The 15,689-nt window shown below is 58.5% G+C and carries 15 protein-coding genes and 1 pseudogene; 2 read left to right on the top strand and 14 right to left on the bottom strand.

Features of this window, described 5'->3' with window-relative positions:
* The first annotated feature begins 346 nt into the window (after positions 1–346).
* Positions 347–2,437, top strand: a complete 2,091-nt coding sequence (locus NIT7645_RS08190; protein WP_081285562.1) for a protein-disulfide reductase DsbD family protein — start codon at positions 347–349, stop codon at positions 2,435–2,437.
* Between the two features lie 2 nt (positions 2,438–2,439).
* Here NIT7645_RS08190 and NIT7645_RS08185 read toward each other — a convergent pair.
* From NIT7645_RS08185 to NIT7645_RS08170, 4 genes and pseudogenes are all read right to left on the bottom strand, one after another.
* Positions 2,440–3,160: pseudogene (locus tag NIT7645_RS08185) on the bottom strand (MauE/DoxX family redox-associated membrane protein).
* Between the two features lie 68 nt (positions 3,161–3,228).
* Positions 3,229–4,179 (bottom strand): DUF305 domain-containing protein, encoded by a 951-nt coding sequence (locus NIT7645_RS08180; RefSeq protein ID WP_050686576.1) that lies wholly within the window; start codon positions 4,177–4,179, stop codon positions 3,229–3,231.
* Positions 4,180–4,298: 119 nt separating this feature from the next.
* Positions 4,299–4,688, bottom strand: coding sequence for a Cu(I)-responsive transcriptional regulator (gene cueR / locus NIT7645_RS08175; RefSeq protein ID WP_005619161.1), 390 nt, complete (start codon positions 4,686–4,688; stop codon positions 4,299–4,301).
* Positions 4,689–4,697: 9 nt separating this feature from the next.
* Positions 4,698–7,208 carry a heavy metal translocating P-type ATPase gene (locus NIT7645_RS08170; RefSeq protein ID WP_043847201.1) on the bottom strand — a complete coding sequence of 837 codons (2,511 nt, stop codon included), beginning with the start codon at positions 7,206–7,208 and terminating at the stop codon, positions 4,698–4,700.
* 146 nt (positions 7,209–7,354) lie between these two features.
* On the opposite strand from NIT7645_RS08170, the gene NIT7645_RS08165 reads away from it, so the two are divergent.
* Positions 7,355–7,549, top strand: a complete 195-nt coding sequence (locus NIT7645_RS08165) for a heavy-metal-associated domain-containing protein (RefSeq protein ID WP_043847225.1) — start codon at positions 7,355–7,357, stop codon at positions 7,547–7,549.
* 8 nt (positions 7,550–7,557) lie between these two features.
* On the opposite strand, the gene NIT7645_RS08160 is transcribed toward NIT7645_RS08165, so the two are convergent.
* The 10 genes from NIT7645_RS08160 to NIT7645_RS08115 form a co-directional block, all read right to left on the bottom strand.
* Positions 7,558–8,277 carry a DsbA family protein gene (locus NIT7645_RS08160; protein ID WP_050686574.1) on the bottom strand — a complete coding sequence of 240 codons (720 nt, stop codon included), beginning with the start codon at positions 8,275–8,277 and terminating at the stop codon, positions 7,558–7,560.
* Positions 8,277–8,771, bottom strand: coding sequence for a c-type cytochrome (locus NIT7645_RS08155; protein WP_005619169.1), 495 nt, complete (start codon positions 8,769–8,771; stop codon positions 8,277–8,279). The genes NIT7645_RS08160 and NIT7645_RS08155 overlap by 1 nt, the downstream gene beginning before the upstream one ends.
* On the bottom strand, positions 8,768–10,156 hold the full coding sequence (locus tag NIT7645_RS08150) for a multicopper oxidase family protein (protein ID WP_050686572.1): 1,389 nt from the start codon (positions 10,154–10,156) through the stop codon (positions 8,768–8,770). Before NIT7645_RS08150 ends, NIT7645_RS08155 begins: the two co-directional genes overlap by 4 nt.
* A gap of 16 nt (positions 10,157–10,172) precedes the next feature.
* Positions 10,173–11,063, bottom strand: a complete 891-nt coding sequence (locus tag NIT7645_RS08145) for a c-type cytochrome (RefSeq protein WP_009824485.1) — start codon at positions 11,061–11,063, stop codon at positions 10,173–10,175.
* A gap of 4 nt (positions 11,064–11,067) precedes the next feature.
* Complete coding sequence (locus tag NIT7645_RS08140) at positions 11,068–11,652, bottom strand: c-type cytochrome (protein ID WP_037953571.1); 585 nt, start codon at positions 11,650–11,652, stop codon at positions 11,068–11,070.
* Between the two features lie 20 nt (positions 11,653–11,672).
* Positions 11,673–12,131, bottom strand: coding sequence for a c-type cytochrome (locus tag NIT7645_RS08135; protein WP_005619178.1), 459 nt, complete (start codon positions 12,129–12,131; stop codon positions 11,673–11,675).
* Positions 12,131–12,703 carry a L,D-transpeptidase gene (locus tag NIT7645_RS08130; protein WP_043847205.1) on the bottom strand — a complete coding sequence of 191 codons (573 nt, stop codon included), beginning with the start codon at positions 12,701–12,703 and terminating at the stop codon, positions 12,131–12,133. The genes NIT7645_RS08135 and NIT7645_RS08130 overlap by 1 nt, the downstream gene beginning before the upstream one ends.
* Before the next feature lie 128 nt (positions 12,704–12,831).
* On the bottom strand, positions 12,832–13,425 hold the full coding sequence (locus tag NIT7645_RS08125) for a L,D-transpeptidase (protein ID WP_005619183.1): 594 nt from the start codon (positions 13,423–13,425) through the stop codon (positions 12,832–12,834).
* Positions 13,426–13,442: 17 nt separating this feature from the next.
* Entirely contained in the window at positions 13,443–14,885 is a 1,443-nt protein-coding gene (locus tag NIT7645_RS08120; protein ID WP_050672446.1) for an ATP-binding protein, read from the bottom strand.
* Entirely contained in the window at positions 14,882–15,601 is a 720-nt protein-coding gene (locus NIT7645_RS08115; RefSeq protein ID WP_050672447.1) for a response regulator, read from the bottom strand. The genes NIT7645_RS08120 and NIT7645_RS08115 overlap by 4 nt, the downstream gene beginning before the upstream one ends.
* Positions 15,602–15,689: the final 88 nt, after the last annotated feature.

Here is a 15,689-nt window from a genome sequence, read left to right as displayed (position 1 = left end):
GCCTACGCCCAGATCAATGAACCAGCAACCTCAGGACCGTTAATGTGACAACACCTCTTCTTCCTTCTCTCAATTGCTAAGCGTTCAACTAAGTCATCCGCATTTGGTTTCAATTTCCAGCGCTGGAAGGTTGGAGGCCGCGGTTGCGATTGAAATGTTCAATGAAGAAAAAAGCTTCTATTGGCCTTCCTGCTACGAACGCGGACTTCGTCGCGTTATTCTCGCAGCGGGATGGCTTCACAAACGACATTGTATCCGTTTGTAAAGTTGACCAACCGGGAGATGCAGCCATAGAGGTGCTTCGGATTTCGATCTCGGGACAAGGGTGGAAGCGAGCCAAAAGATGATGCGAACCACGTTGCGCCTATTCTTCCTTCTCATGGCTTGCCTTTGGGCCTCCATGGGCTTTGCTGCATCGAGCGATACCTACGAGAATTCAACAATCACGGCCCGGCTCATCTCCGTTGAAAATGGGGTCGCGGAAACCTCCAGAACCCTTTCCCTTGGCCTGGATGTCGAGCTGGCCGAGGGCTGGAAAGCCTATTGGCGTTCGCCCGGCGAGGTGGGTCTGCCGCCTGAAATTTCATGGGATGGATCGGAAAATCTGGTGAGCGCACAGATGCTCTGGCCCGCGCCTGAGCGCTTCACGGCATTCGGCATCGAGAATTTTGGCTACAAGACCCGTGTCGTCCTGCCCATTCAGGCAGTTCTCGAAACTGCGGGCCAGTCCGCAACATTGCAGGCGCGTGTTTCATTGCTGGCGTGCTCGACTGTCTGTGTGCCGCATGATTTCGATCTCGCACTGACAATTCCGGCGGGCACCGGGATTGACGCGAAGGCGGCGGGCCTGATTTCGGAGTATGCCCAGCGGGTGCCGCTTGGTCCCGAAGAGAGCGACATCATTGTCGAAACGGCGGTGATCGCGGATGATGCGCTTTATGTGACGGCGCGCAGTGCGAATGCCTTTGTGAAGCCGGATATCTTTCCGGAACTGGGGCCGGAATTCACCTTTGGCAAACCGGACATCCGAACCGATGATGCGGGAACAGCCCTTTGGGCCAAGCTGCCTCTTCTCGCGCAAGGGGAGGATCCGCCGCCCCTGCAACTGACTTTGACCGATGGATCACGCGCGGTGACAGCGCAGCCCGCTTGGTCAGACCGCATCCCGGGTGCACCATTCGAGGTTATGGCGAACCTGCCGGATCTGACGCAAATCCTGGCGATTGCGGCCTTTGCCTTTCTTGGCGGTCTGATCCTGAATGTCATGCCCTGTGTTCTGCCTGTCCTGTCCATCAAGCTGACATCGGTTCTCAATCATGGAAACAAGCCAGCGCACGAGGTCCGGAATGGGTTCCTGATGTCGGCGCTTGGCGTTCTGGTGTTCATGTGGGCCCTCGCCGCAATCATTCTGGTTCTGCAATCCGTCGGCGTCACCGTTGGGTGGGGCCTGCAATTCCAAAGCCCTGTTTTCCTGACCGTCATGTTTCTGGTGCTTGCCGTGTTCTCTGCCAATCTGTTCGGGGTGTTCGAAGTTTCATTGCCCTCCGGGTTGCAGTCACGGCTGGCCAGATCAAGCGGTCGCGACGGGTATGGCGGAGATTTTGCAACAGGCGCCTTCGCGGCGGTGCTGGCCACGCCCTGCTCGGCCCCGTTTTTGGGGACAGCGGTTGCCTTTGCCCTGTCCGGGCGCCCGATTGATGTCATTCTCGTTTTCACGGCTCTGGGGCTTGGGCTCTCCCTGCCCTATCTGGTTCTGGCGGGGAAGCCTGGTCTGGTCCGGTTGTTGCCCAGGCCGGGACGTTGGATGGTTGTCGTCAAATGGGTGCTTGCCGGTCTTCTGGCCGGGACCGCGATCTGGCTGCTCTGGGTACTGATAGGGGTGGCGGGTGGCCGGGTGGCCATGACCGTGCTGCTTATGACGAGCCTTTTCATTCTTCTCGCAACAATACGTTTGCCGGGCAGATTGACGCGCCCGACAGCGCTGGTGGTGGTTGCTGTTCTCAGCCTTCTGGTGCCGACGGCGCTGACAATCCCGCCGCAGACGAGAGCGGTGGGCCAGGACTGGGTCGCGTTCGATCGCTCCGAGATACCGAAACTGGTGTCGCAGGGAAAAACCGTCTTTGTCGACGTGACCGCAGACTGGTGCCTGACGTGCAAGGCCAACAAGACGCTGGTGCTGGACCGTGCGCCCGTGGTCGACCAACTGCGGGGTGATAATGTCGTTGCGATGCGGGCAGACTGGACTAGGCCCAGCACTGACATTTCCCGGTATCTGGAAAGCCACAACAGGTTTGGCATCCCGTTCAACATCGTCTACGGGCCAAACGCGCCAGACGGGATCATCCTGTCCGAGGTTCTGACGTCCGAAGCCGTTCTCGACGCGCTGAGCAGGGCTGCACTTGGCGACCCTGTGACCGCTTTGAAAACGGATGGTTAGGCCTAAAAGAGGCCCATCGCACTCGCCGACATCCAGACGCCCATGAATATCATCATCAGGTTTTCGGTCAGGGACACGAAACCCAGCGGCACGTTTGAACCGCCGCCCACGCAGGCGCACTTGATCTCGCGCTTATCGATGTAGACGGCCTTGAAAACTGAAGCCGCTCCGACCGTACCGATGAACAGTGCAACAGGCGCGCTGATCCAGACCAAGGCACCGGCGACCATGAGAATACCGGCAAGTGCTTCGCCGAAGGGATAGACATAGCCATAGCGCACCCATTTCTGGGCAAGCAGATCGTAGTTCAGAAACATCGTGGAAAACGTCTCGACGTCCTGCAGTTTTTGAACAGCAAGAAAGCTCATCGAGATCGCGATGAACCACTCGAATGCCCGCAGCGTCAGGATCGAACCGTAAAACGCCCAACTGAGACCAAGCGCCATAAGGAATGCGACAGCGAATATCGCAATGACGGGTTGATAAGTCGTCTCGTCGTCATCCTTTACGTCCTGGCCGAAAAATTCCCTCAGCGCGTCATAGCCACCAATTCTTTCATTGCCGATAAAGGTCTGCGGAGTCGTTTCGACACCGTGTTCTTCCATGAAAGCATCCGTTTCCTCGCGGGTGTTCAGAGGCCGGTCCTCAATCGAATACCCCTCCCGCTCAAGCAGGTCCTTCGATTTTCAGCCCATAGGGACAAACATGCTCCTCCATCACCATTCGGTACAAAACCGCCGTCTTCGGGGTGGATTTTGCCTCTCTCGTCATGACGCGTTCCTTTAAATCCTTTAACCGTTGCAGGTCCAATACCCGGTAAATCCGACAGTCAGAGGCGTCTCTCCCGTCAATTCAAACAGCAGGGTGGCGTCTTCACCGTCCGCGTCACCCGGCGCCAGCGTGAATTGGCCACCATCGGCAGACAGGACGCCACCGGACGTCACTGTGTCTTGCGACGTGAAGTTGACCAGCGATCCGGATATCTTGGCGACGCCGTTCCCCGCCCCGTCCGTGACCAGAATGGGATCGGCGTTCACGGCGCGAATGAAACGGCATTGTCCGTCGGACCCCAGTGCGCGTGTTATTTCTTCGGCTTTGAGCGGTGCAGGACGGATTCCGGCAATCACCGGGGTTGCAATCGCTTCTTGAAGCCCCTCCATTTCAGCCGGACCGTCCGCTTCACCAAGTGGCCATTCAGGACCGGCTTCGCCATTTGCCTCAATGTCATCTATGAGGAAACGCATTTCGGAAATTTCGCGGTTTTGCGCCGTCACAATTTCCGAAGCCAGCGCCTCGACCCTTGGATCTGTCAGCTCGGCCCGTTCGCTTGTCATGATCGCAATGGAGTGGTGCGGAATCATCGCGCTCATCCAGCTTTCGTCCTGAATGGTCTCCTGGCTTCTCACGAGCCAGAGCGCGCCGGCGAACATCACGACAGACCCGAGAATGATCGCGGCGTTGACGCCCTTGTTCTTGTACATGTTCAACATGAAAAGGAGCATCACGGTCGCCATCGTCGCGCCCATGATGAACGTCATGTAAAATCGGGTTTCGCTCCAGTAGACATGTTCGAAGGAGTACGAGTTGATGTACATCAGGCCGAACATGATCGCAGTCGATGTGCCGACCATCGCCAGAAACCGGCCATAGGATGAACCTGAATGGCCTCCCGAATGTGCTGCACCTTCACTTGAACGGGTGTCGGACCCGCCACGAGATTTCCCGATCGCATCTTCAGACATCTGATCTCTCCATCATGGATTCTATTTGTGGAGGAACAACATTCCAGCGCTGGAGGGTTTCAAGACGATATATCGAAACGGCATGAAACCCCATAAATGTCTGGCCCAGGCATCGTGCGTTACGGGTCTTTGGCCAGATCTTTCAGGATTGGACAATCGGGGCGGTGATCGCCCTGGCAGGCGTCAACGAGGTGAGCCAGGGTCTCTCGCATCGACTTGAGCTGGGCGATTTTTTCGTCAACGGCGGCCAGATGCTCTTGAGCGACAGCCTTGACCTGTGCACTTTCCCGCGTCTCATCTTCATAGAGATCAAGCAGCGTGCGGCAGTCTTCGATCGAGAACCCGAACGTCCTGGCGCGACCGAGAAATGCGAGCTTGTGGATGTCGCTGTCGCGAAAGGCGCGATAGCCGTTGTCGCTGCGCAAAGGCCGGACAAGGCCGATGTCTTCGTAGTAGCGGATTGTCTTCGCTGGCAAACCCGCGCGTTCTGATACTTCTCCGATGTTCACACCTGTCTCCTATTCTGCGGGCTGCGTTGCGAATTTCGTCTCCGCGTCGTGGGGCGGATCCTGTTCCGACATCGTCGCCTTGATCCGTCGCAGCCGCAGCGCGTTGGTCAGAACCGACACGGAGGACAGCGCCATGGCCCCGGCGGCAAACACCGGCGACAGGAGCAATCCAAAGGCCGGGTAAAGCGCGCCCGCCGCCACAGGGATCAGCGCGACGTTATAGCCAAAGGCCCAGATAAGGTTCTGCCGTATGTTGCGCATGGTCTTGCGCGACACGTCGATGGCATTCACCACGCCGCGCAGGTCGCCCGACATCAACACCACGTCGGCGCTTTCGATTGCGACATCCGTGCCGGTTCCGATGGCGATGCCGACATCGGCATGGGCCAGCGCTGGCGCGTCGTTGATGCCGTCTCCGACAAAGGCGATCTTGCTGTTCCCTTGCCGCAATTCGTCCAGGGCGGCGACTTTTCCATCCGGCAACACCCCTGCAATGACATGGTCGATCCCGACCTCGCGGGCGATGGCATCTGCCGTGGCCTTCTTGTCTCCGGTGATCATCGCGACCTTGATCCCTCGATCATGCAGAGCTGCGATCACTTCGGCGCTGGAGGATTTGACCGGGTCTGCCACGGCAATCACGGCCGCCAGGGATCCGTCCACCGCAGCATAAAGCGCGGTGCGTCCCTTTTCGGCCAAGGCCCTTTCGCGGTCTTCCAGCGGGCTGGTGTCAATGCCCTGCTGCACCATGAAGCGATCCGCACCGACATGAACCTTGCGGCCCTGGACAAGCGCCTCGACACCGTAGCCGGTCACGGACCGGAATTCCGTCGCATCGGGCCAGGACAGGCCTTCGCTCTTTGCGGACTGCACAATGGCCTCTGCCACCGGGTGCTCAGACTGCGCCTCGACAGATGCGATGAGGGCGAGTGTCTCTGCCCGGTCAAAGCCGTCGGCCGTGATGAGGTCTGTCAAACTGGGTTGCCCTTGCGTGACCGTCCCGGTCTTGTCCAATGCGACAACGCCAACTTCATCCAGATGTTGCAGCGCATCTCCCTTGCGGAAGAACACCCCCATCTCAGCCGCGCGTCCTGTCCCCACCATGATCGAGGTGGGCGTGGCCAACCCCATGGCGCAGGGGCACGCAATGATCAGAACGGAGACACCCGCCACAAGCGCAAAGGTCAGAGCCGGATCGGGACCGACCAGCAGCCAGACAACCACAGTCGCAAGCGCCAGAACCAGAACGGCAGGCACGAACCACATGGTCACGCGATCCACTAGGCCTTGGATCGGCAGCTTGGCCCCCTGAGCATCTTCGACCATGCGGATAATCTGCGCCAGCGTGGTATCCGCCCCGACTCGCGTCGCCGTTATGGTCAGGCTCCCGGTGCCGTTCACCGTGCCGCCGGTCACCGGTTCGCCAGCAGCCTTTGGCACGGCGAGGGGTTCACCGGTGATCATGCTTTCATCGACGTTGCTTGATCCTTCTGTGACCTCGCCATCGACAGGCAGCCTTTCACCGGGACGCACGAGGATCTGATCGCCGATCCGCAGTTCCTTGATGTCAACCTCGGTCGCCTGCCCGTCACGCAGGACCCTGGCTGTCTTTGCCTGCAGACCAAGAAGGGCCTGAATGGCTGCACCGGTCTTGCCCTTGGCCCGCGCTTCAAGCCAGCGACCCAACAAGATCAGAACGACAATAACCGCCGCTGCTTCGAAATAGACGGCGCGCACACCGTCAGGCAGCACCTGAGGCAGGAAGGTCGCGACTACGGAATAAGTCCACGCCGCCCCGGTTCCCAGTGCGACAAGGCTGTTCATATCCGGGGCACGCTTGATCAACGCCGGAATGCCCTTCGCAAAGAACCCCCAACCCGGTCCGAAAAGAACCACCGTGGCAAGCGCGAATTGGATCAGCCATGACGTTTGAATGCCGATTGTGCTCTCAATCAGGCCCTCAAAGCCGGGTATGGTATGTTTTCCCATTTCCAGAACGAACACCGGCACGGTCAGGATCGCGGCAAGGATGACACGGCGCGCCAGCGCGTCGGCTTCTTCTGCCTTGCGGTCCGATCGGTCCTCGTGCGCATCGCTCTGCGCAATCTCGGCCGGGTACCCCGCCTCCGTACTGATCCGGGCAATCTTTTCCGGGGTGATGGCATCTGGCAGATACTCTACCACAGCCGTTTCGGTTGCCAGATTGACCGCCGCATTCAATACGCCGGGTGTCCGTACAAGCGCCTTTTCAACCCGACCGACACAGGACGCGCAGGACATGGCGTCTACGTTCAATGTTACGCGCCCCGTCCGTGCCGGGTATCCGGCGTTCGAGAGGGCCGTGACCGCCACGCCCGTGGTGGCCGGATTATCCATCTGAAATTGAGCCGTTTCGTTCACAAGGTTGACACTGACGTTCGAAAGGCCCGGAACCTCGTTCAAAGCCTTCTCAACCCTGCCCACACAAGACGCACAGTTCATGCCGGAAACGGATAGACGTATCGTATTGGGGTCGGTCATGAGGGCCTCCTCGGTTGAACTTACCCTGATATAGGGCTTCCAGTTGCTGGAAGCTCAAGAGAGTATCTAATTTTTTTTGATATTTGCTTGACCTTCCTCCCGATGGAACGACCAAGTCTGAGGTTGTACCAAAAATGGAGGCCTTCATGATTTTTTCCGTCCCGAAAATGAGCTGTGGACACTGCACATCCGCTATAGAAAGCGGCATCAAGGCAAAGGATCCATCAGCCGTTGTCACGGCCGATCTGGACCTTCGCCTTGTCACTGTCCAAAGCACATTGGAACAGGCGACCGTGCGGCAAGCCATCGCTGACGCTGGCTACGACGCTTCAGCCGCGTAGGATTGTCCTTATTCGGCGGCCCGTGCCTGATCGACAAGCTCGATCATCTGGTCCGCCTGGATCAGGCCCGGCGCAAGACTGTCGCCGATCACAAATGAAGGTGTGCCACTGAACCCCAGAGATTGCGCAAGCCGCATGGAAGTCTGTATGTGTTCTTCGATTTCCGGTCCGTTCATGTCGCGACGCAACTGTGCAACATCGAGGCCGATGTCTTCCGCAGTGCGGAGAATCGATGCTTCCTCTGCGCGTTCCTTCAGTTGCATCATGGCCCAATGAAACTCTTCATATTTGCCCTGGTTTCGGGACGCCAGCGCCGCGCGGGCGGCAAAAACCGACCCGTCCCCCAGAATGGGCCATTCCCGGTAAACGACCCTGACGTTGGGATCAGCAGCGAGCAGGGCCTCCATTTCAGGTTTAACCCGGCGGCAATAGGGGCAGTTGTAGTCGAAGAATTCGACAACCGTGACATCGCCATCCGGATTGCCCAGAACGGGCGCATTGGGATCATTTTCAAGCGTGGCTTTTTCCGTATCGAAAACCTGCGCTGCGGCTTGCGCCTGCAACGCCTGCTGTTGCTGTTCGAACAACTGCGCGGCCTCGAACACGATGCCCGGATTCTCGCGGATGGCTTCCAGCACCAGTTCCTTGATCCGGTCTTCGTCCATGCCGTCTGCAATCGCAGCGATCGGAAGCATTAACAGTGCGGTGGTAGCCAAGAATCTTTTCATTATCCGTCTCCTTGTGAGGCAATATCCTGGGCCGTGCGCTCGGCTTGCGTGGCGCGTTCACGCTCCGGCCATGTTGACTTGATGTATGCGAGGATGTCCCAGATTTCCCCGTCGCTCAGTTGGTCGCCGAAACCGGGCATGCCGCTGTTGAAGTCAACGCCTTGCGCCGCGAGAACCTCGGCGCCCCCCAGCTTGGTGTAGGCGAACAGCATGCTGTCCGCGTGGTGCCAAGTGTGGCCGCTTGCATCATGCGGCGGTGCGGGCAGGCTTCCGTCATCACGCGGACTGCGCCAGTTTTCTTCACCTTCCAGATTTGCGCCATGGCACGCGGCGCAATTTTCGGCATAGAGGACTTCGCCCGCGGCCACATCGGCTGAGGAGTTGATGAGGTTTTCCGCCGTATGGTCGGTTCCGCCGGACCGGGTCCACAGGAATATGGTAGCCACCGCAACGGTAACTACGCCCAACGCAAGATAGACGGATCGCGGGGTCATCCAACGACGATCTTGGTCATCATGCCCGAAGCCGCATGCGACAGCATGTGGCAATGTAGCAGCCATTGGCCCGGGTTGTCCGCCACAAAGGCAATCTCGCGCGTCTGACCCCGTTCAAGAAGGGTCGTGTCACGCAGCGGTCCGAGGGTGCCGTTTTCGGCGACCTCGTGGAAGTGAATGCCATGCAGGTGCATCGCGTGCGGAAACGCCGTGTCGTTCACGATCTTCAATCGTACATTCTGGCCGCGGTCCAGCCGCGCAAGGGGATCACCGTTGATCCCGTCCACTTTGCCGTTGAACGACCAGAAATACCCGGCCTCGACGATCTCGCCGATCGGCTTGAGTTCGCCCCCAAGGGAAGCGGACCTCATCCGCCCCATGGCACCGCCTTCCATACTCAGGCTGAGCATCGTGGCTTCACTCAAGTCGACCATCCTGTGGTCGTTCGGCGGCAAGGCCAAAGGCGCGTCTCGACGATTTTTCGAGCCCCACTCAACGACCTCGAATGTAACCTGGCTGAAGGCCTCTTCCCGGCCGAACTGAAGAATATGAGCCGTTTCACCAACATCCGCGACCACATCGACGATCAGGTCGATCCGTTGAGCCGGAGCGAGGATCATCGGCTCCGTCACCTTAATGGGTGCAGCCAGGGGCATGCCGTCCAAAGCAACCGCCCAACCGTCAAGGCCTTCCAGCCCCAGTTGGAAATTGCGCGCATTGGCAGCATTGATCAGCCGCAAGCGCAGTCTTTCGTTCTTGCGTGCACTCAGGCCCAGATTGAAGGTTCCATTGGTCGTCAGCAGGTTGCCGATGCGCCCTGCGTGGCTGAGATCATGAGGCGCTCCGAAGTCGTCTTTGATCTGCGCGGTTTCGGGGTCAATAAGCCAATCATCCAGGATCAGGACTTCCTCGCGATCAATGTCGAGAGGCTCGGCCTCTTCCACGATCAGTGCACCGTAAAGCCCTCTGCCCACCTGCTCAAACGACCTATTATGGGCATGGTACCAATAGGTCCCGGCATCCGGGACAGTAAAGTCATAGTCGAATGTTTCCTCCGGCTGGACCACATCCTGTGTCAGGCCGGAAACGCCATCCATCGCATTGTCGATACGGATGCCGTGCCAATGCGTCGACGTTCCCTGAGAAAACCGGTTGACCAATCTGCGCTGGACACGCCCCCCCTGCGCCACGCGAATCTCCGGACCGGGTGAGCCGCCGTCAAAGCACCAAAGCGATGTCTTGCCATAGTTGCCGGGCAGTAGCTGCACGTCGCTTTGCTGGGCTGTCAGGGTCGCGAATGGCGTGCCCGCAAATCCAGTGCTGGCCGACAGACCACTGAACGCAGCAGATGTTGCCAGAAATTGGCGGCGATTGAGCGTGATCATTCGTGGGTTCCCAAGATTATGATTTGTTGTCCAGCAGGTAGGTGGCCATCGCATTCAGGTCTGCGTCGCTCAGAAAGCCCGTGCCATAGCGCACGACTTCGGCCATTGATCCACCAAATACGTCGCCAGACGGCGTTATGCCAGATCGCAATGCATAAGCCATATCGTCTGTTGTCCAGCCTTCGGACACAAGATCGCGCGTCCGGATCGAAGGTGCTTTGCCACCTCCCGGCAAGGCGTCGTTGCCGGAAAACCTCTTCGATACTATGCGTGCGCCTGCAAAGTTCCGCGTTGTGTGGCAGGCAGCACAATGTGCCGCCCCGTTGACCAGCAGCTTGCCCCTGTTCCAAGCATCGCTTCGGTCCGCCTCTGGTGCGGTGTCAGGCTTTGTCAGAAAAGCCGCCCGCCAAAGTTTCATCCCCCATCGCTGATCGAACGGAAAAGGCACCTCATGGGACGGGGTCGGCACATTCACGGCTGGCACGGTCTGGAACGCGGCCCACAGATCGGCAATGTCCTGATCCGTGTAATTTGCATAAAACGGGTAGGTGAAGGTGGGATAATAGGGGTCTCCGTCCGGGGAAATTCCCTGCCTTACCGCTTTTGCAAACTCTTCTACTGTCCAGCCGCCAATCCCGAATTCGACATCGGTGGTCAGATTTGGCGGATAGAATGTCCCGAAATCGGTCCGGAGCGGCGCTCCTCCTGCCAATGGCGCCCCGCCAGCTTCAAAGTTGGTGTGGCACGCAATGCATCCACTGGCGCGCGCCAGATACGACCCCCGCTGGGCATCGCCTTGCAGGGTCAGGTCCGAGACTGGCGCACCGATCGGCCAGGCTATCGTTGCCGCGACAACGCCGATGCCGCCGACGACCCCCGCACCGATGATCCAACGCCACCACCGCATCTGATCACTTGTCCTCTTTGCGGAACTTCTGGTGGCAGGCCGAACAGGTCTGGGCGACCATCGCGAACGCACGGTCGGTCGGCATGTCCGCAAACATCTCGGTCGTCATGGGAAGGTCCGATCCCATCATGCCCCCTCCCATTGCAGGCGCGGACCCGCCACCCATCATCCCGTCAGTGGCGCCGCCCATCATTGATTCGCTACCGTTGCCCTGTGCTGCGGCCAACCCATTGCCTGCGCTCAACTTCAATCCTTCGGCGGCTGTTCTCAACTCTTGCGCAAGGGCCGCGAACTCTTCGCTGTTTTCCCAGACCGACGGCAACGCCTTGGACACTCCGCCACCCGAGCCTTCAGGAAACAGTCGCGTCATTTGCTCACCGGCATGGCCGATCATCGCGCCAGCTTCCCTGCGGACGACATCGGCGTCATAAGGTACCTGACCCCGCATCATGGGTGATAGCGTCTTGAGTGTTTTGGCCATCGCGGACATGCCCTGCATCCGCTCCAGCACCACGCCGGTTGCTCCGGAATGCGCCAAGGCAGCAACGCCGGTCGTCCCGATCGCAATGGCAGTAATCCATATCTTCATGTTCAAGTTGGTCATTCCTGTCAATTGATCCCGTTGGCGCGCTGAAGTTCCCGCACATATGCAACAACCATCTTCACATCGCCGGGCGTGACGCCTTCAACTGGCGGCATATTGCCAAACTTCCAATGGTGCGCTCTGACACCTTGTTTCGCGGCAAGCAAAAAAGCGGCGTCACCGTGATGGCTCGGTTCATAGATCTTGTGGACAAGCGGCGGTGCCACGCCATTCTGTCCGGCAGCATTCGCACCGTGACAAGCGGCGCAAGCGCCATCGAAAACACGCTTTCCCAATTGGGCATTTGCTGAGAATTCAGCAGGCACAACCACGTCTGCAATCGGCGCGCCCTCTTCCGTCTGCGAAAGATCAGGCGTTGTCATTGTGTGGCCGGGCATCGAAGACGATGGCTGCAATTGCTGCCAGATCACAACCGCGCCACCGACGACAAAAAACGCCGCAATCAGGATGCCGGACTTCGACATCAGATTAATCGTACCTGCGTGCCGACCGGTGTCCTTTCGAACACCTCGATGATTTGCTCGTTGTAGAGACCGATACACCCGCTTGAAGAGCGTCTTCCGATCTTGCGCGTATCATGGGTGCCGTGAATCCTGTAGTACGTCCAACTCAGGTGCAGGGCACGGACGCCCAACGGGTTATCCGGCCCGGGCGGCATATAGGCTGGCAAAGACGGGTCACGTTCGCGCATGGAGGGTGTAGGGGTCCAGTCAGGTTCGGGGTCCTTGAACGTGACTGTCGTGTAGCCGCGCTTTGTCAGCTCGTCAGACAAGGGAACCGATGTCGGATAAATGCGCATTTCGCCATCGGCCGTCCAGTGTTGCATCACGCGGGTAACGGTGTCTGCGATGATGATACCCTTGTCCAAAGCGTCAAAGTGGTCTTGCCAAGCGTGTGTACGAAACGATGAGATATTCCTTCGGACACTGGTTTGATCCACCTGCGCACGCAGGATGGACGGGGCCGCGAAAGCTGCCGATGCGGCACCTGCCGTGAATGCTCGACGCGTTACACGTGTTTGCTTGCGGGTCATCATATGGCCTCATGTTGTTGTCTGCCTATCCACTAGACTACCCGCCTGGTCGCATTTCATGAACAGTCCGGGGCCTGATATTATGTAACGATATGTATCCCGGCCAACGGACACGTCTTCGCGCTGCTGCCTCAAACCTCGATGGGTTTCAGGACAACACGCGTGTCGAGCGGGACCTTCTCATAGAGTTCGATGATCTGATTATTGGTAAGCCTTGCACAGCCGTTTGAGACACGTCGACCAATCGTCTTCGGATCCGTTGTGCCGTGAATTCTCAGGTAGGTGTCCCCACGCCCTGGCTGGTAAAGATACAAGGCGCGGGCACCGAGTGGATTGTTCAGCCCACCGGGCACACCGCCCGCAAAACGAAGATATCGGTCAGGATCTCTGGCTATCATGGCGGGTGTGGGCGTCCACCGCGGCCACTTTTGCTTGCGCGCGACATAGAACTCGCCGGATTCATAGAGCCCCTCCCGGCCAATTCCGACGGTATACCTGATTGCCCGATTGTTCGGCAAAGTCCAAAATAAAGCGAACTGGTTCGGATCGACATGTATTTCTCCCGGTTTGTCTGCCTCGGTGAACGGAACCTGGCGCGGCAACTGCTCCGGGGGCACCACAGATGGCCCGACGCGCCGGTCGTGCTCTGCGTCACTATGCGCGAATGCTGTTTTTCCACTCACCGAAAGAGCTGCAACAGAAGTCAGGAAATATCTTCGTTTCATATACTTGCCTCACTAAACTAGTCGGGTTTGAGGTGACGAACAACCCGCGCCATATGTGGCGAGCCTTCCTCTTTCGGGGCTGACTCGGCGCTTTGTTTGACGGGCAGCGTGATTTCAGCGCGCAGACCCCCATCAGTGCGGTTTTTCAGTTCGATAGAACCACCGTGCTCAAGGATGATGCTGCGCGCAATCGACAGCCCCAGGCCATGACCGCCGGTATCCTGTGATCGCGACGTCTCGAGCCTGACATAGGGTCCGAAAACAGCCTCCAGCTGATTGTCGGGAATACCGGGCCCCTGATCGTCGATGGCGACCACTACCTCACTGCCCATGCGTTGCCACGAAACCCTGGCCTCACTCCCGTAGCGGATCGCGTTCTCAATCAGGTTTCTCAACGCGCGCCCCATCGCGCTTGGTTTCACGGATACGATGAGTGGACCTTGGCTGGTCACCTGAACCTTGTCCAAGCCCATACCAGTGATCAGATCGTGCAAATCAACCGATTGGACCTCTTCATGCTGTCCGACGCCCTTCGCGAAATCGAGGGTCGCATCGACCATCCGTTGCATCTCTTCACTTGACGCCACCAAGGACGTGCGCGTGTCTTCGTCGTCCACCATTTCGGCCCGCACCCTAAGCGCCGTCAAAGGCGAGCGCAGATCATGCGCAAGCGCTGCAAGCATCTGGGTCCGGTCACTGACAAATCGCGTCAGGCGATCCTGCATGATGTTGAATGATCGGGTCAGATCCCGAACTTCCTTCGGCCCTACGACCGGCAGATCGCCCTTGGCGGCGCCGCGACCCAGACGTTCGGACGCAGTCGCGAGATCGTTGAGTGGTCCGGTCAGTCGGGACAGGAGAAACCAGAAACTTGCAACCAGCAGAAGTCCCGCAGTCAGTGCAAAGGATATGTTGGACGCCAGCGACCTTTGCAGAGGCGGCCGTTCGAACCGCGTCTCGATGTTGAGCCAATTCCCACCGGACAGCGCAATGGACAGCTCCATCTCGATGGCCGCAAGGCTGCCCTGCATCATTTCGGCGTGCATTTGCGCCATTTCCGGTGACAGGTTCGGAAGGGGCAGCAGACCTCCCTCGATTTCATGAACCTCAACCCGGATATCCCGGCTGTAGCTTTCCTGAAGCAGTGCCCGTATCCGCGCTTCGACCGCTCCACCGTCATCGTGTTGTCCGTGTGCAACCGACGGCTCGTCTGTAAGGTCGAACCGTACGAGCGGAGACGTTGCCGCGCGGACGATCTGGGCATGCAATTCCGGGGGTGCGCCTTCAATCAACTGTGCGACATTTGCGGCCCTTCCGGCGGCTTCGGCACCGATGGCGGCCTGAATGGCTAACGAGCGTTCATCAACGAAAAACCAAAGACTCAGAGCTTGCGCGAGGATCAAGACACCGAGGACCAGAAGGGCAATCTGTGCACGCAACGTCCGCGGAAGCAGCTTCATTCGCAAATCTCGACATCGCAGGAAAGACTATACCCCCCATGCCGGACAGTCGCGATGATCTTCGGGCGCAAAACGTCCTCTTCCATCTTCCGGCGCAACCGGCTCACCTGATTGTCGATGGTTCGGTCCAATGGACCGGCGACCCGGCCGGTGCTCAATTTGAGCAGCTCGTCGCGGCCAATGACCGTCCTTGGCCTTTGCAGGAACAGGGTCAGGAGTTTGAGTTCACCGGATGTAAGTTGCGTACGCGAACCGCCTTGGTCAATCAGTGTGCGGCCATCGAAATCCAGCTTTAGGTGTGCAAACTTCAACGTTTTCCCCGCAAAACCATTCGGTTTTGGGATCAGCTGCGTCCGACGCAATATCGCGTTGATCCGCGCCACCAGTTCCTTGGGATTAAACGGCTTGGCGAGATAATCGTCTGCCCCGCCATCCAGACCCGCGATGCGGTCTTCGTCGTCACCCAATGCGGTCAGCATCAGGATCGGAATATGCCCTTCCTTGCGCAATCGCCTGCACGCGGACAGCCCGTCTTCCCCCGGCATCATCACATCGAGGACAATCAGATCGAAATGCGCTTCCGCCAGCCTTGCGTCCATCTCAACTGCATTTTCCGCCGCTGAAGCACGCATGCCGTTGCGTTCCAGATAACTGGTGACGGATTTCCGAATCTCTGAATGGTCATCGACGACAAGGATGCGTGGCAGATCGCTCATGCCGCCAACATAGTCATTTTCACCAAGGGACGCCCATCCCGTGTTTGTAGCCAAATGTAACAGCGCGGGCAGTCGACTTCGGGATACC

Source organism: Phaeobacter italicus (genome assembly GCF_001258055.1).
Lineage (GTDB): Bacteria > Pseudomonadota > Alphaproteobacteria > Rhodobacterales > Rhodobacteraceae > Phaeobacter > Phaeobacter italicus.
Note: the sequence above shows the minus strand (reverse complement) of the source record. Positions and strands in the feature narration are given on the sequence as shown.

Coding starts and splice junctions, on each gene's coding strand:
- NIT7645_RS08130 (WP_043847205.1), bottom strand. CDS start 12,703: ATGATGACCCGCAAGCAAACACGTGTAACGCGTCGAGCATTCACGGCA.
- NIT7645_RS08165 (WP_043847225.1), top strand. CDS start 7,355: ATGATTTTTTCCGTCCCGAAAATGAGCTGTGGACACTGCACATCCGCT.
- NIT7645_RS08115 (WP_050672447.1), bottom strand. CDS start 15,601: ATGAGCGATCTGCCACGCATCCTTGTCGTCGATGACCATTCAGAGATT.
- NIT7645_RS08135 (WP_005619178.1), bottom strand. CDS start 12,131: ATGTCGAAGTCCGGCATCCTGATTGCGGCGTTTTTTGTCGTCGGTGGC.
- NIT7645_RS08170 (WP_043847201.1), bottom strand. CDS start 7,208: ATGACCGACCCCAATACGATACGTCTATCCGTTTCCGGCATGAACTGT.
- NIT7645_RS08125 (WP_005619183.1), bottom strand. CDS start 13,425: ATGAAACGAAGATATTTCCTGACTTCTGTTGCAGCTCTTTCGGTGAGT.
- NIT7645_RS08120 (WP_050672446.1), bottom strand. CDS start 14,885: ATGAAGCTGCTTCCGCGGACGTTGCGTGCACAGATTGCCCTTCTGGTC.
- NIT7645_RS08145 (WP_009824485.1), bottom strand. CDS start 11,063: ATGCGGTGGTGGCGTTGGATCATCGGTGCGGGGGTCGTCGGCGGCATC.
- NIT7645_RS08140 (WP_037953571.1), bottom strand. CDS start 11,652: ATGAAGATATGGATTACTGCCATTGCGATCGGGACGACCGGCGTTGCT.
- NIT7645_RS08150 (WP_050686572.1), bottom strand. CDS start 10,156: ATGATCACGCTCAATCGCCGCCAATTTCTGGCAACATCTGCTGCGTTC.
- NIT7645_RS08190 (WP_081285562.1), top strand. CDS start 347: ATGCGAACCACGTTGCGCCTATTCTTCCTTCTCATGGCTTGCCTTTGG.
- NIT7645_RS08180 (WP_050686576.1), bottom strand. CDS start 4,179: ATGTCTGAAGATGCGATCGGGAAATCTCGTGGCGGGTCCGACACCCGT.
- NIT7645_RS08160 (WP_050686574.1), bottom strand. CDS start 8,277: ATGAAAAGATTCTTGGCTACCACCGCACTGTTAATGCTTCCGATCGCT.
- NIT7645_RS08155 (WP_005619169.1), bottom strand. CDS start 8,771: ATGACCCCGCGATCCGTCTATCTTGCGTTGGGCGTAGTTACCGTTGCG.